Here is a 15,865-nt window from a genome sequence, read left to right on the forward strand (position 1 = left end):
ATTATGGATATAAAGATAGAAAAGAAAAAATATCTCGTGCCTCGCAAGTATTGGGCATGGATTGGCGGAGGAGCGGTTTTGATCGCAGTCCTCATTTGGTTGGGATTGGGCAATTTCTCTTCCACCCTGAAGGTGGACAGGAAGGGATTGAGCATCGGAACCGTAGAGAAGGCGCAGTTCAACGATTATGTTTCGGTGGATGGACAGGTGATTCCTATCTCCGTGGTACAGATCAGTTCCGAGGAAGGCGGTATTGTTCTGGAGAAAGTGGTGGATGAAGGTGCCCACGTGAACAAGGGCGATGTGATCGTGAAACTGAGCAATTCGAATCTCGACCTGGAGATTCTGAATGCCGAAAGCGAACTTGCCGAAAAGCAGGACATGCTTCGCAACACCCAGATTTCGATGGAGCAGGACCGTCTGAACAACAGCAACGAGGAACTGTCGCTTTCGCAGGATGTCATTACCAAGCGCCGTTCCTATCAGCATCAGGAGGCGCTGCACAAGGAAGAACTCAATTCGCGCGAGGAGTATCTCAAGGCAAAGGAAGATTACGACCTTGCCGTCAAGAAGCATGCGCTCATCAGTAAGCGATTGAAGAAGGATGCCCAGCTCCGCCGTTCGCAGATGGATCAGATGGGTGATAATCTGGAAGCCATGCAGAAGAATGTGCAACTGGTTCGCCAGCGCAAGGAGAAACTGAACATCCGCAGCACCATTTCGGGTGAGATTGGTTTGCTCGATGTGGAGCTGGGACAGAGCATCCAGGCTGGACAGAAGATTGGAGTCATCAACGACCTCAGCGATTTCAAGGTGCAGGCGCAGGTGGATGAGCATTACATCGACCGGGTAAAACCGGGACTCATAGCCACCTTCGACCAGAACGGCAAGCATTATCTCCTGCAGGTTCGCAAGGTTTATCCCGAGGTAAGAGACGGCAGGTTCCGTATCGACTTCATCTTCAAGGGCGTTCGCCCTGGCAACATCCGAACTGGTCAGACTTATTATGTAGATTTGCAGCTCGGTCAGTCGAAGCAGGCAATAATTATTCCTAAAGGCACGTTTTATAGTGTAACGGGCGGTCAATGGATCTTCGTTTTAGACAAGAGTGGCAAAAAAGCTTATCGCCGAAAGATAACCATCGGTCGCCAGAATCCTCAGTATTATGAGGTGATTGAAGGCTTGGAGCCGGGCGAGCAGGTTATCGTTAGCGGCTATGAGGCATATAAGGATAATGAAATTCTAATGTTAAATTAGAAATGTTAAATGTTAAATTGGGGCATACGCCCTTACAATAATATATCTTATGAATCATATTATTAACGCATTCAAGAATCTGCCTCGAAGGGGCCAGCACAACTTCGTGAAGATTTTGTGTCTGGCGCTCGGATTGGCAATCAGTTCGGTAATTATTGCCGAGATTTATTTCGAGCAGACTTACGATACGTACTTTCCTGGATGGGGGAGGACGTATCTGATTTCGGAAGTGGGTACTAACCATGGCGAAACCATGGAGTTTACCAATACTTCTGGAGCCACCGCCCAAGGTGTAAAGCAATATGCGCCTATGGTGGAAGCTGCTACCAGTACTCTCTATTTTTATGATGGTGCCCAATGCAAGATGGAAGACCAGAACATCGTTTCTGCCAATATCAGGATGGCAGACAGTTGTTTCTTTGATGTCTTTCCACAGAAGATATTGATAGGCAAGGCTAAACAGATTTTATCCCAACCCTTATCCTGTCTCATCGATTCAGAAACGGCAGCAAAGATTGGCGGTAATGTTGTAGGCAAGCATTTCACGCTTTCTAATTATCCGGGAACCACTTTTACCATCTATGGTGTTTTCGAAGCGTTTCCTTGGGGTTCTTCCTTTCATGGTACGCAGATGATTCTGTCGAGGTGTAGTGTGCCATACGTATATTCCTATGATGGCAGAGGCCAATGGGTGGGAAATGATTGTTATAGATCCTACATCCGGTTGGCAAAGGGGCATGAGGCAAAAGAACTCAAGCCTTACGTGAATAAGATGCGAGAGGATCATTTTCCTTTGAAGGAGATGAAGAATATGGGAATAGAACTGAACTATGATTTCACGGTATTGAGCGATGTTTACACCCAAGATCCTTATGTCAAGAAGATGGGATGGATTATGGGAATTATCGCTTTTGTCCTCCTCTTTACTTCTGTGATGAACTATCTGCTTATCATCGTGGGAAATCTTGTGGGTCGTTCTCGCGAAATGGCTGTCCGTAAGTGTTATGGTGCCGAATCGAAGAACATTCATGCCATTATTTTCTCTGAGGCTTTGGTGCATGTGGGGCTGGCGGTTGTTCTTGCTGCAGGTCTTGTATTCCTTTGCAAGGGAACCATCGAAAACTTCCTCTCTGCTCCGGTAAGCACGTTGGTGCTTAATCGTGGCAGTTGGATATTGGTGGCTATCTGTATTCTGGTACTGCTGGTTGGCGGCTTGCTGCCAGGTTGGCTTTACAACAAGATTCCTGTAGCCATCGCTTTCCGTGGTTATAATGAGAATCGCAACCGTTGGAAACTTGGTTTGTTGGGTGTCCAGTTCGTTATTTCTGGTTTGCTGTTCAGTTTGCTTTACATCGTGAATGGTCAATACCAGCTGATGTTGGGGCTCAATCCTGGGTATGATTACGATCATGTGGCTATTGTTTCGGTAGATGCCAGCAATAGAGACCAGCGCAACCAATGTCTGGCAGAAATCAGACGGATGCCGAATGTCAAGGATTGCAGTTCGACTTTTAATGTTCCGCTCGATGGGTATGATCGTAGTGGAAATATGGTTGGAGTACCTGGCGACGAGAAGAATACCTTTAATATCATGGAGATGTCGGGAGTGGACGATAATTTCTTCAAGATGATGAATATTCCTATCGTTCAGGGCTCTTTCTTTACGGAAAGAAATGACAGTTGCCGACAGGTAATTATTGATGAACGAGGTGCTGAGAAACTCATCAAGACGTGGCATTGGAAGGATGGCGTAGTTGGCAAGCAAATTACCTGTACAGGGCATGATAATAATATCTTTACCATTTGTGGCGTGAGCAAGAATATTCGCTGGGGGTCTGCGGAAACTGGTGGTGATGGAATGAATGGATTTCCTGACTTGTATTTCTATTCTGCCAAGACGGCTTATTATATGTTGGTTAAGTTTAAAGAACTAAGGGATGAATCGTTGTCAGAGTTGCAATCGAAGGTGCAGGCGATGTATCCGAACAATAAGGTCATCGTGAAGAGTTATGCTTCAGAATTGGCTAACCAGTATGCTTCCCAGCTCAATTTCCGCAACGGAATTCTGGTAGCCGGCATCGTAACGATGATCATCGCCCTCTTCGGATTGGTGGGTTATACGAGTGATGAGGTGAACCGCCGCCGCAAGGAGATAGCGATCAGAAAGGTGAACGGGGCGAAGGTGAAGGATATTCTTCGCATCTTCCTGAAGGACATTATGAAGATTGCCTTGCCTTGCATCATCGTGGGCGACTTGGGGGCTTGGCTGATAGCCAGACAATGGCTGATGTCGTTCAGCGAGAAGATTACGATGACGCCTTTGCTGTTTATCGGCGTTACCATCATCTTGCTCGTCATCATCGGGCTTTCCGTCATCATCAACTGCTATAAGGTGGCTAACAGTAATCCGGTGAAATATCTCAAGGATGAATAAAATTAAAAGTAAAAAAGTAAAAAAGTAAAAAGATAAGAAAATGCTTAAAATAGAGAATCTTTGCAAGTCTTTCCGCACAGAAGATGTGGAGACGATTGCTTTAAATAATGTATCTTTCACAGTAGAAGACGGCGAGTTTGTTGCCATTATGGGACCATCCGGTTGCGGCAAATCCACCTTGCTCAACATCCTCGGTTTGCTCGACAACCCAACTTCAGGAAAATATTTCCTGGGTAATTACGAGGTGGCAAACCTGAAGGAAAAGGAGCGTACGGATGTGAGAAAGGGAGAAATCGGTTTTGTGTTCCAGAGCTTCAACCTGATAGATGAATTGAATGTAGAGGAGAACATCGAACTTCCTCTTACCTACCTCAATATTCCGAAGGCAGAGCGCAAGGCAAAGGTGCAGGCGATTATGAAGCGAATGGCCATCAGCCATCGTGCCAAGCACTTCCCTCACCAGCTATCAGGTGGTCAGCAGCAGCGAGTAGCCATCGCCCGTGCCGTGGTCTTTGGTCCGAAGCTCATCCTTGCCGATGAGCCTACGGGTAACCTTGATTCCAAGAATGGAGCCGAGGTAATGCATCTGCTTACCGAGCTGAACCACGAGGGTACCACCATCGTCATGGTGACGCATAATGAGCATGATGCCAAGATAGCCCATCGCACCATCCGCCTGTTTGATGGACAGATAGTGGATGAGTAAAATTTCAAAGAAAACGTATTTCGCTTATAATTAGTGATTTACGTGTAGTCGAATAAGACTTTTGCCGAAATCCGCAAAATGTTTTAGTGCGAATATGCCGAAATCCGTAAAATGTTTGACCATATTAGAAGAGGAATGTCATAAATCGCTTGGTATTGGCCTCTTTCTGCTTCAGCTCTTCTTCCATTCTTTGTATTGCCATCTTGAAGAAGAAACGGATGAGGTGTTCGTCCGTAGCTTCCGTACGAATCATGCGGAGGGCAGAAATGTATTCCTGACGGGCTTCGGATGGGATGATGAGGAGAGGATGATTCAATCTTAAGAGAATGTAGTTGCTGATGAGTCGTCCTGTTCTTCCATTCCCATCACGGAACGGATGAAGATATTCGTAGAAGCCATGGAAGCGGGCGGCAAGAATCATGGGATGAACGGCTGCCGAAACGATGGCTTTTTCGGTAGATTCCAACAGTTTGGGAACTCTGGCGATGAGTTCTTCGTGGTCGCCAAATACCGTATCGCCTGCTGCCATGTCTGTGGTGGTGTATTCGCCCGGAATGGCTTCTGGAGAACGGTAGGAAAGTGTATGGCTGGTAACCCGCCTGTTGATTCCTTTCAGAAGATTCTCGTCGAGTGGATGCTGCGTGTTTTGCATCATGTACTCAAAGGCTTCGAAGTGGTCGAGCATTTCGAAAGCCTCGAAAAGAGTCTTTCCGACAGGAATCATCCCCAGGCCTTTCTCCTTCAGTTCCCGGGTATCATCTACGGAGAAAGAGTTGCCTTCAATGGCGCACGAAAAAGTAGAGAAGAGTACTTCATTATATTTGATGTACTCTTCTCTATCCATTTTATTGATGATAAGGGTTTGATATTTGCGTCTCAAATCCTCGTATTCCTTGATTTCCTTTTCGAATGCCATAATCTTCTGTATTTGTGGGGACAAAGATACGATTTTTATGGATAAACACCAAACTTTTCTCTCAAAAAAGTGTTTATGTTATGGGATGATGATGCGGAAGGTGGTGATTCCCTGTGCCTTGTCCTGATGGAGCGAGAGGCTGCCGCCGCTTACTCGCATGATCTGGCGGGAGAGGGAGAGACCGATTCCGCTTCCTTCCGGCTTCGTGGTGAAGAACGGGATGAAAATGTGGGAGGCTACATCTTCGGGGATGAGACCGGCGTTGTTGCTCACGTCGATGATGATGGATTCCTGGGCGTTGGCGTAGGCATGGAGACGGATAAATGCCTTCTTGCTTGCCGCGGATTGCAAATCCGCGGAGCGGCATTCCTGCTTGTTCCTACCCTGCTCATTTCCATCTTGCTTGTTTCTTTCTGCAGATAACTTCCCCTTTCCCCTGAAAGCTTCTACGGCATTCTTCAGAAGATTCGTTACTACGTGAGAGAGGAGACTCTCGTCGGCGTAAACCAGCAAATCCTTGGGAGAAACTTCTATTTCTACTTCGTGGTTGCAGAGCAGAGCCATCCTTTCCAGGAATGGTTCCACATAGAAGAGGGCAGGCTGAGGCTGGGGAACATGGGTGAAGCGGCGATAGTTGTTGACGAAAGCCAACAGCTCGGTTCCTGTTTTGTGGATGGTTTCCAAGCCTTGCTTCAGCTTTGCTTGCTCAGCAGATTGTGGCTTCTCTGAAACCTTTATCAATTTGCCTGGAGAATGTAAATCATCAGATTCGTTATCTGCAATCAGCAGCTCCTTGCTGCCCAATTCTTTCAGCAGAGTTTCGCTCAATGAAGTAACCGGCGTGATGGTATTCATGATTTCATGGGTCAGCACACGAATCAGTTTGATCCAAGAATCCACCTCCTGATTGCTCAGCTCGTGGCTCACGTCGCTCAGGGCGATGATACGCACGTGCTTGTCTTTCAGCATGGCTTGCGTCTCATGCTTTGCCAAGTGTTCATCCTTCAGTTTCTCTTTTACCTGGTTCATGTGGGTAAGCACATCCGTATCGAGCAACCGGAGGGCTGCCTGATTATGTTGCAGGATGTTGTCGTGACTATCCACCACCAGGATGCCCGTATCCACCGCATTCAGAATCTGCTCGTAATATTTCTCCCGATCCATCTGCTCCTCTCTCGTATGTTGCAGGAAGAGCTTGATGCGGTTGAGGGATTTGTGCAGGATCTTATCCTCCTTAAACCCCTTCTCCGTAGGAAAGTTGAAGGAGAAATCCCCATTATCTATCGCATCAAAAAGGAAGGTTACCTTCTTGATGTTCCGGCGATAGTGGCGGTAGAGCCAGATGTTGACTGCTACTAGAACTACCAAAATCACCAATAAAACGATGATTGCTAACTGACTATTCATCTGATAACTAAAAATCCGTGTAATCCGTGCCTAAATTCATAACCCGTATCGCTTAATCTTATTATAAAGCGTCTGGCGGGAAATACCTAACCTTGCGGCTACCACCGACAGGTTTCCCTCACATTCCCTGATGGTTTTCTCTATCATTCGGCTCTCCATCTCGTCGAGCGTCTGAACCTCTTCCAGGGGCTTCTCTCTTCTCTGCTGGTTTCCGCCGTCAATATCTTCGGCAGAAATCATTCCGCCATCAGACAGAATCACGGCTTTCTCGATGGCGTGCTGAAGTTCACGGATGTTGCCGTACCAAGGCAAACTGGTAAGTTTTTTCTCAGCTTCTTCCGAAAGACGGAGATTCAACTTATTATATAAATCGCCATATTGACGGAGGAATCTTTCTGCCAGCGGAACGATGTCTGATTTTCTCTGTCTCAGGGCAGGCAATTCCAGATGGATGGTGTTGATGCGGTAGAGCAGATCCTCTCTGAATTCGCCATCGTTTACCATCTGCTGCAGGTTGCGGTTGGTGGCGCAAACCAGTCGTACGTTGATGGGAATCTGCGTACTTCCGCCCACTCTTACGATGCTTCTGCGTTGCAGGGCGGTAAGGAGTTTTGCCTGAAGACCGTATGATAGGTTTCCTATCTCATCCAGGAAGATGGTACTGCCGTCGGCAAGCTCAAACTTGCCCGGTTTATCCACCTTGGCATCGGTAAAAGCACCCTTCACATGACCGAAGAGTTCGCTCTCGAAAAGGGTTTCCGTAATGGCTCCCATATCCACAGGCAGCATCTTTTTTCCACATCTTGTGGATAAACGATGTATCTCGTTGGCTAACACCTCTTTACCTGTTCCGTTTTCGCCCGTAATGAGGATATTTGCATCGGTTGCGGCAACTTTTTCCACAATACTTCTCAAATTGTTCATAACTTCGCTATCTCCCCAATACATAGCGCTTTGCGCATCTTTTCCACCAGGTTTTCCACCATTCCTGTTAATAACGTTATCCACAGCCTTGTTCTTATCCCTAGCCTCTACCAGCGTACGTATCATCTTCTCGTTTTCAAAAGGCTTCACGATGAAGTCGGCGGCACCTTCCTTGATGCCTGTTACGGCAAGTTGGATGTCGGCATAGGCGGTAAAGAGCACCACTTCGGTTTTCGGGCTGAGGCTCTTGATTTCCCTGAGCCAGTACAGTCCCTCGTTTCCCGAATTGATTCCGCTGGAGAAGTTCATGTCGAGCAGCACCACGTCGGGATGCTCCTCTCTCAGCTTGGCTGGGATGGAGTTAGGGTTGGCGATGGTGATGATGCCATCGAATATGGGTTCCAGCAGCATCCTTACTGTAGTAAGAATGTTGCGGTTGTCATCAACAATCAATATCGTTCCTTGTTTCTTAATCATGGTGCAAAGTTACGAAATATCATCGGAAATGGGTAATGATTGTCTAATAATTAGACGAAAAAATGCAGATAAAGGCATCAAAAGTGGCAGGAAGAATATTTTTTGGTGAAAACAAATGGCAAGTTTCCCAATTATTTTTGTACTTTTGCAACATTATTTTTTTAATAGGCGTACCCGATTCCAGGGGGATGTTGTATTATGAACAAAGTAGAATCATAAAAACAAGAAAAATGATGAAAAGAACGACTTCCCTTATACTGAGTCTTGTCTTGAGCATTTCCCTATTTGCTCAAAGCAGAGGTATGACCTTTCAGGTGCATAACGAAACGCTTACTTCCGTGTTGAAGAAGATTGAAAAGGCGGGCGAGAAGAATATCCTCTTTGCCTATCAGGCTACCGACCAATATCGCGTTACTGCCAATATCCAGGCTAAGCGACAGAAGGAAGCCCTGGAGATGGTGCTGCAAGGGAAACCTTTCTCCTTCGTAGAGCACAATACCTATTTTGCCGTGCAATACACGGGCAAGACGACCCGGGTGGAACAGATCAAGGGCAGGGTAGTGGATGAGCACCAGAAGCCTCTGCCTTTTGCCAACGTGGTGTTGATTTCCTCCGTCAGCAAGGCTTATGTGGCTGGTTGTGTAACGGCAGAGGATGGAAGCTTCGTGCTTCCTTATGCCGATAAGGATGTGATGCTGAAGGTTTCGTTTGTGGGCTATAAGTCGCAGACCCTGGCCTGCAAGCCTACCATGCACATCGGTCTGCATCCCGACACCCAGCAGCTGAAGGCGGTAACCATCAAGAGTACCCGCCCCAATGTGGTGTACAAGGACGGTGCCTTCACCACCTTGGTATCAGGTACCATCCTGGGCGAACTGGGCTCTGCCGAAGATATGATCAGTCAGTTGCCCTTTGTTTCGGGCGAAGCAGGGAGTTGGGAAATTATCGGTCGTGGAGCGCCCGAGATTTATCTCAACGGCAGGAAACTGGAGAATCTGAACGAACTCAAGCGATTGAGCGCCAAGGATATTCTGAAGGCAGAAATCGTTACCGTTCCCGGAGCGCAGTATAGTTCCAAGACCAATGCCGTAATCCGTCTGCGTGCCGTTCGCAAGCGCGGACAGGGCTTGAGCGGAAGCCTTTATTCTGAATATATGCAGGGCCGTTATTCGCCTCATACTTTTGATGATGTGCAGTTGAACTATCGTACGGGCGGACTCGATATCTTCGGCGAAGTGGGAGTGGGATTGAATCGCTCGCACACCACCGCCCATTCCGAAACCCAGCTCCATACCACCAGCGACTGGGAATTCAACAGCCGCAGAACCACGAAAACCCTTGGTGGAGAGATTCTTATGAACGCAGGTTTCAACTATGAGATTTCCGAGAAGCAATCGCTGGGTATGCGCTATGAGACAACCAATATAATAGGTAACAACTACACCCACAGCTGGGGAGCAACTGATGTGTGGGAGGATGGCAAACTGACGGAAAGCATGGGCGTAGATCTGTTTTCGAAACGCAAGCCCCATTGGTCGCATAGCGTGAACGCCTATTATAATGGCGATTTCGGCAAATGGAACATCAATTTCAATGGCGACTTCTATAACAAGGTGAGTCAGAGGTCCCAGACGGCGATAAACGACGGACAGCTGGATGCGGAATCAGAGAGCAAGGTGAGGAGTAATCTCTATGCTGCCAAGCTGGTGGTGTCGGGACCTTTGTGGAAGGGTAGGCTTTCCTTCGGAACGGAAGAGATGTTTACCAACCGCCGCAACGACTTCACCCAGAGCGGCTTTTCTGCCGATGCCTTCAACCACATCCGCCAGTCTATCTATGCCGGATTCCTGGAGTATTATCTGAACATCGGACACATGAACTATGGAGCCGGTTTGCGATACGAATACCAGAAGACCGATTATTACGAGAAGGATGTGCTGCAGGCGGAACAGAGTCCCAGCTACAGGGATTGGATTCCATTTGCATCCATCGGCTACAGCAAGGATAATCTGAATCTTGCCTTCTCCTATCGTCTGAACAAGTACAGTCCTATCTACGTCATGCTTCAGAGCAGCATCGACTACGACAGCAAGTACGAGTACTATTCAGGTGACCCTCATCTCAAGCCTCAGAAGCAGCACAGTTTCAACCTGTCGGGCAATTACAAGTGGCTGTCGTTCATGGCTTACTACAACTATGTACTTGATATGTACATGACCTGGTACAAGCCTTACGACGAGGTGAACCATCCGAGTGTGCTTTTGGAGACGATGGCTTCGGTGCCTCATTCCTACTATTGTGGAGCCAATATCCGTGTGGCGCCTTCGTTTGGAATCTGGTATCCTAACCTCACGGCGAGTGTCTTCTACGGTCATGATAATGTAGATCATCTCAATATCCCCGAGTTTGGCAAAAACCAGCCTCAGTTTACATTCAGCATGAACAACAATCTGAGGCTTCCTCACCGGTGGTTCATGAATCTTTCGGGCAACATCAGCACGAAGGCAGAGATGGGAATCGGAAGGAGAAAATGTACGGGCAATATGCAGTTCCGGGTTTCCAAGAACTTCATGAAGAATGATGCCCTCAAGGTGATGTTTGTTGTGCAAGACCTCTTGCATACAGGATATTATTATTCCGAGGCAAACGGCACGCAGTCGCATCGCACGTTAACCCGATATGCAGATAATCAGAAAATTCTTATGAATGTGAGATACACATTCAACGCAACAAGAAATAAATATAAAGGTAGTGGCGCAGGACAGAGCGAAAGACAACGACTTTAAGCAGCTATTCCTGGAAATGTATCCTCGATTGGTGCGTTATGCCGTGTCCCTTTTGGGAGACGGTAACGAGGCCCGTGACGTTGTGGGAGATGTTTTCGAGAAGGCGTGGAACCAATTCTCCTCCTTGCAGATGGAAACAAGGAGGAGCTGGCTCTATGCATCGGTGAGAAATGCCTGCCTCAACTGGCTCAAGCACCAGCAGGTGGAACAGACCAATGTGGAGGCGCTGATAGAGGCCACCCGGTATGATATGAGTACCCGGTATGAGGAGCACGAGCGCCTGCTGCAACAGGCGGAGCAGATAGCGAGGGAGCTGAAGGAACCCACCTGCACGATTCTCCGCCTCTGTTATTTCGAGCATCTCACCTATCAGCAGGCAGCCGACAGGCTGGGCATCAGTCCCAACACCGTGAAGAAGCATATTTCCAAGGCACTCGCCATCTTGCGTGAGCGAATGAAGCATACAAACATAGAGAATTAGGAGGAAAAATCATGAATAAGAATCAAGATCAAGAACTGGATTATAGAATGGATTCTGTATCAGAAAATGTTTCTGAGAATGTTTCTGAGAAAGTTTCAGAAAATGTTTCTGATGCCCGGCTTTCCCAGATATTCGGGGAAGCCTTGGGCGATGAGCCTTCGAAGGAGGAAACGCTGGCGGCTTGGGAAGCCTTCGAGCAGAAGCATATTTCTTCTGAGGAGGAATATCTACAGAAGGCAGAAGATGAATTGTCTGAGAAAAAGATAGATAAAGCCCGAATCCTGACTTGGATTACGGCATCTGTTGCAGTTGCGGCAAGCCTATTCCTTTTTATTTTCCGTTCATCCCAGGAGATTTCTCAGCCTACGGAGTTCTCCATGGAGCTTTTCTCGGAGGTCACTTCTCCCAAGCAGGTGGAGCAGACCCTGAGCGATGGCTATTGCGTGGTTTCTACCCCGGCAGCAACCACCACATTGGTAACGCTGAGCGATGGCACCAGGGTGATGCTCAACGCCAATTCTACGCTCGAATATCCTGCATCTTTCGATGATGCAGAAGTCCGGGAAGTCCGTCTGAAGGGCGAGGCTCATTTTGAGGTAACCAAGAACCCTCATCGTCCTTTTGTGGTAAAAGCGGGCGAGATGCAAACGCAGGTATTAGGTACCATATTCGATGTGAAAGCCTATCGCAAGGATGCCCCAAAGGTAACCTTGATGGAAGGCAAGGTGAAGGTGAGCAATGCCGATACGGAGGTAGAGATGCACCCGGGGCAGACTGCTACGCTCCAGTCGGATAAGATAGTAGTGTCTAGGGCTTCCTCTTCAGTCTCCGATTGGCTGGAAGGCGATTTCGATATGGATCAGGTTACGCTGGCAGAGGCGATGAGCGACATCGGAGCCTGGTACAACAAGACCGTAGTCTTCCAGTCCCAGGCGAATATGGGTAAGCTCATCCACTTCCGCTTCTCCCGCAGGGCAAGCCTGCAGGAAATCATCACGGCGCTGAACGAGATGGGTGTGGCAAAAGTCAGAATGGAAAAGGGCAAGATCATGGTGCTTTAAGCCATGATTTTGCCTATTCCTATTCCATCTCCCATATTGGCATAACCTCAATCCTTATCCCGTCTCGTTCGAAGGTCTCCCGTTGGGAGAAAGTGATGATTTTACCCTGTTTGCAGCCTGTAACGGAGGAGGCAGCTATCAAGCCTCCTATCTCTCGTTCTACGTTATCATCATTCAATGTCCAGCAGACTTGTATCAGCTCAGCTACACGCTCGCCCTTTTTCACAACGAAGTCGCATTCCTTCGATTCATAGAAGTAGAATATCCCGTCCTCTTCTCCAAGCGTTCTCTCCAAGTTGAGATAAACAATATTCTCCAAAGCCTTGCCTGCATCTTCGCTCTCAGGCAATAATACGGCATTGCGCAGGGCAATGTCAGCCACATAATACTTGGCAGGAGCAGAACGCTGTTTTACCATCGACTTATCGTATTTTTCCACTTTGCGAAACATGAAAATGTTGCAAGCATAGTCGAGCCACAGATAGAGAGAATCCTTGGAGACCTTTAAGCCTTGCGATTTCAAGTCGTTATAAATATTGTTCACGCTAGTCGGCTTCGTGAGATTGTTCATCACACGCTTTAAGAAATAACGCACCACCGAAGGAGAAGCTCCGATATGATAATGCTCCACCATATCCCTGAAGAGCATGGTGTTGAAGTAAGACTGCAGGATTTTGACTTTTTCCATCTTGCTTTTTTCGAGAACTACCTCTGGAAAACCGCCCTCCTCGCAATATCCGCGGAAGGAGACCGCCATCTTTGCCTTTCCAGCTTCGCTAAATGGATTTGCCTTGGTGCCTTTGAACGCCAAATATTCCTTGAAACTCAAAGGATACTCGCGATATTCGTCAGGCCATCCTCGCAAAGCGGAAGCCATTTCTTCTGAAAGCATCTTGGCTGTGCTACCTGTTATATAGATATGCTTGCAATAATTCTTATACACCCGGAGAACAAAGAGTTCCCATCCCTCTATGAGGTGTATCTCATCAAAAAACATATAAACATCCTTAAGCGATGTATCAGGATACATTTCACGATAAGCTTGCAGCAATTCATCGAAGTTTTCGGGCGACATGGAGAGAAAACGTTCATCGTCGAAGCCTACATAGAGGATGCGCTCTTTTGGAGTTCCTTGTTGTAGCAGGCGATTAATCGTAAGTCCCAATAATGATGACTTTCCGCAACGGCGAATGCCAGTAACAGTCACGATGCGGTTTCCATCCAACGGGAGTTGGGTGCTTCTCTCTTGCAAGGCAAAAGGTAATTCCTCTTGGTGCAAGGAAATGATTGACTGAAATGTGCTGCGTAGTTCCATTTGTGTACCTTCTTTATTACTGATTATTTTATTGTTAATATGTAGCTACCTACACTCGGTTGCAAAGATACAAACTTTCCTTCTAAAAAGGAAAGAAATCGGCAATTATTTCCTTTTCAAAAGGAAAGTTTCTGTTTTTATCTAAAATCTCTTTTTGCTCTTTAAAGCTCTAGTTGTTGTCTTGCAGTAGCCATTTCCAGATAGGTACTACCTCTATCGTATAGCCATCTGCCTTTATTTGGGTCTGGTAATCACGGGTGATGATGTAGCCGTGATAGCCTGGAAAGGCTTTCTTTTGATAATTTGCTTGTCCATACAGAAATATTTTAAAGTATACTTTGCAAAAATCCGAAAATATTTCTAACTATACTTCGAAATAATCCTAGAAAGCGGCTTGTTTAAGGAAAATTAATGTTTTTCCTATGATTTTCTGTTCCTAAGGTGAGAAGCAAATGGATTGGGCTTGCCTTCTAGAGAAGAGGAGATTTCCCTGGGGGGCTGCGTTCCAATTATCTTGTTCCAGTTGGCTGTGTTCCGGTTGTTCCAATTGATTAAAAAAGTCTCAGTCTCAAAGTCTATCAACCTATCAATCTATCAATCTATCAGTTATAAATAAGGGGGTGTCATTCTTCCAATTCCTCCTCTCTTATTATTATAACTTATTGAATATTAATTAGTTATATATAAATATATAAGGGCGTGAAAAGTAAGAGGGGGTACTTAAAAAACAACTGATAGATTGATAGATTGATGCCTTTAATTGAAATTCGGAAAAGTTGTAACTCTCTGTAAGGTAAATACTTATATGGATTGTCTCTGGTCGTTTTAGTTTGTTTTCTATTATCCAAAAATCAGAAAAAAGAAAATATTTCTTCCAAAAAAGGGGCGTTTTTTGGATTTTATTTGTATCTTTGCCTTGTCGTTTGAGACGATTTCAACAACAAACAATTCAAAACTTAAAAAATCAATTGGATATGAACATATTGAAAAAGCTATTTGGTGGGCAAAAAACTACCGAAGAAGTGAGAGAAACGAAGGAAAAGGACTTCGACAAGGTGAAATATGATGGTGTGCGTGCTCTCCGCATGCACCAATTTGACCTTGCAGCCAAGTTTCTGGAACAAGCTCTGCAGCTGAATGCCGAAGATCTGGAATGCCGCGACTATCTTTCTCGTGCCTACATCTCGATGGGCAACCTGCAGCAGGCTTACGCCCAGTTGCAGAAAATCTCGGAGGCGCAGCCCGATAACGTGGCTGTATTGCTGCGTATGGCGGATGTGGCGTATATGATGGAGGATTATATCGCCATGACGGATGTGTGCGACAAGGCTCTGCAGCTGGATGCTGAGAATGTAGAGACGTATTTCTTCTATGCCAGAGCCTGCAGAGGGCTGGGCGATGCACCTCGTGCCGTGTCGATGCTGACTGAGGCGATAGGCAAGCGTGATGATTTCTACGCCGCCCGATTGCTTCGTGGCAGCATCCTGCTGGATCAGGCTCAGCTTTCCGAGGCTGAACTCGATGCAACTTTCCTCTATGAGCATATTCCAGGCAACGAGGATGTGCTGTTGCTGAAGGCGCGTGTAGAGAAGGCACAGGGAAAGTTGAAGGAGGCTGAGCAGACCTACGGTAAAGTGATGGATGTGAATCCTTTCTCTATTGATGCTTATCGTGAGCGCAGCATAGTGCGCACAATCTTAGGAGATAGTGCCGGAGCTGCCGAGGATGAGGCTGCAGTAAAGGAAATGGGTGCCAAAGTTCTAGAACCATCAGAAGGAATTGAGCAGAAAATCAAGGAAAAAATGCGGCAGATGGACCCCTACAAGGTCTTTCATAACGAATAAAAAGGATTTCGACCTATATAACGACTAAAAAGGCTTTCGACCTATACGGCTGAAATTACCCAATGCGCCCTGAACCAACGGTCACCGGCCGAAGGGAAAGGTAAAGGGCAAAAGCTTCTATAAAACAAAATGCAGAATTTAATCTTTGAGCCCACTTTAAAAAGTAAGGCCTGTTTAAAATGTTTATATTTCACGAAAATAATCTCTGCTTTATGCTGTTATCTGGAATATTTTTCGTATCTTTACACCATCAATTA

Annotated in this window: 11 protein-coding genes; 7 read left to right on the forward strand and 4 right to left on the reverse strand. The window is 46.6% G+C overall.

The features are described from left to right. Positions 1-3 precede the first annotated feature (3 nt). The 3 genes from ACTQ53_RS10560 to ACTQ53_RS10570 are packed head-to-tail and all read left to right on the forward strand — an operon-like array spanning position 4 to position 4,397. Positions 4-1,257: an efflux RND transporter periplasmic adaptor subunit gene (locus ACTQ53_RS10560; RefSeq protein ID WP_441932987.1), complete on the forward strand. Its 1,254-nt coding sequence runs from the start codon at positions 4-6 to the stop codon at positions 1,255-1,257. Between the two features lie 49 nt (positions 1,258-1,306). Then, on the forward strand, positions 1,307-3,691 hold the full coding sequence (locus ACTQ53_RS10565) for an ABC transporter permease (protein ID WP_441932988.1): 2,385 nt from the start codon (positions 1,307-1,309) through the stop codon (positions 3,689-3,691). 40 nt (positions 3,692-3,731) lie between these two features. Then, on the forward strand, positions 3,732-4,397 hold the full coding sequence (locus tag ACTQ53_RS10570; RefSeq protein ID WP_441932989.1) for an ABC transporter ATP-binding protein: 666 nt from the start codon (positions 3,732-3,734) through the stop codon (positions 4,395-4,397). 124 nt (positions 4,398-4,521) lie between these two features. Here the strand turns inward: ACTQ53_RS10570 and ACTQ53_RS10575 are convergent, their stop codons facing one another. The 3 genes from ACTQ53_RS10575 to ACTQ53_RS10585 all read right to left on the reverse strand — a co-directional run bounded on the left by ACTQ53_RS10575 (position 4,522) and on the right by ACTQ53_RS10585 (position 8,121). Next, the gene (locus ACTQ53_RS10575) at positions 4,522-5,313 is read right to left on the reverse strand and encodes a Fic family protein (RefSeq protein ID WP_441932990.1); all 792 of its coding nucleotides are present in this window, start codon (positions 5,311-5,313) and stop codon (positions 4,522-4,524) included. 78 nt (positions 5,314-5,391) lie between these two features. Then, positions 5,392-6,720 (reverse strand): sensor histidine kinase, encoded by a 1,329-nt coding sequence (locus tag ACTQ53_RS10580; protein WP_441932991.1) that lies wholly within the window; start codon positions 6,718-6,720, stop codon positions 5,392-5,394. A gap of 36 nt (positions 6,721-6,756) precedes the next feature. Continuing rightward, positions 6,757-8,121: a sigma-54-dependent transcriptional regulator gene (locus ACTQ53_RS10585; RefSeq protein ID WP_441932992.1), complete on the reverse strand. Its 1,365-nt coding sequence runs from the start codon at positions 8,119-8,121 to the stop codon at positions 6,757-6,759. Between the two features lie 230 nt (positions 8,122-8,351). On the opposite strand from ACTQ53_RS10585, the gene ACTQ53_RS10590 reads away from it, so the two are divergent. From ACTQ53_RS10590 to ACTQ53_RS10600, 3 genes are read left to right on the forward strand one after another with little or no spacing between them, the layout of a single operon-like run. Next, positions 8,352-10,907, forward strand: a complete 2,556-nt coding sequence (locus ACTQ53_RS10590; RefSeq protein ID WP_441932993.1) for an outer membrane beta-barrel family protein — start codon at positions 8,352-8,354, stop codon at positions 10,905-10,907. Between the two features lie 16 nt (positions 10,908-10,923). Then, entirely contained in the window at positions 10,924-11,388 is a 465-nt protein-coding gene (locus ACTQ53_RS10595; protein WP_413777461.1) for a sigma-70 family RNA polymerase sigma factor, read from the forward strand. Between the two features lie 11 nt (positions 11,389-11,399). Then, a complete protein-coding gene (locus ACTQ53_RS10600; protein ID WP_441932994.1) occupies positions 11,400-12,449 on the forward strand; it encodes a FecR family protein in 1,050 nt (349 codons plus the stop codon). A gap of 19 nt (positions 12,450-12,468) precedes the next feature. Here ACTQ53_RS10600 and ACTQ53_RS10605 read toward each other — a convergent pair whose 3' ends face one another. After that, on the reverse strand, positions 12,469-13,764 hold the full coding sequence (locus ACTQ53_RS10605; protein ID WP_441932995.1) for an ATP-binding protein: 1,296 nt from the start codon (positions 13,762-13,764) through the stop codon (positions 12,469-12,471). Positions 13,765-14,738: 974 nt separating this feature from the next. Here ACTQ53_RS10605 and ACTQ53_RS10610 point away from each other — a divergent pair. Continuing rightward, positions 14,739-15,608 carry a tetratricopeptide repeat protein gene (locus ACTQ53_RS10610; RefSeq protein WP_217760652.1) on the forward strand — a complete coding sequence of 290 codons (870 nt, stop codon included), beginning with the start codon at positions 14,739-14,741 and terminating at the stop codon, positions 15,606-15,608. Positions 15,609-15,865: the final 257 nt, after the last annotated feature.

The organism is Prevotella sp. Sow4_E9_plate (assembly GCF_052116205.1).
In the GTDB taxonomy this organism is placed as follows: domain Bacteria; phylum Bacteroidota; class Bacteroidia; order Bacteroidales; family Bacteroidaceae; genus Prevotella.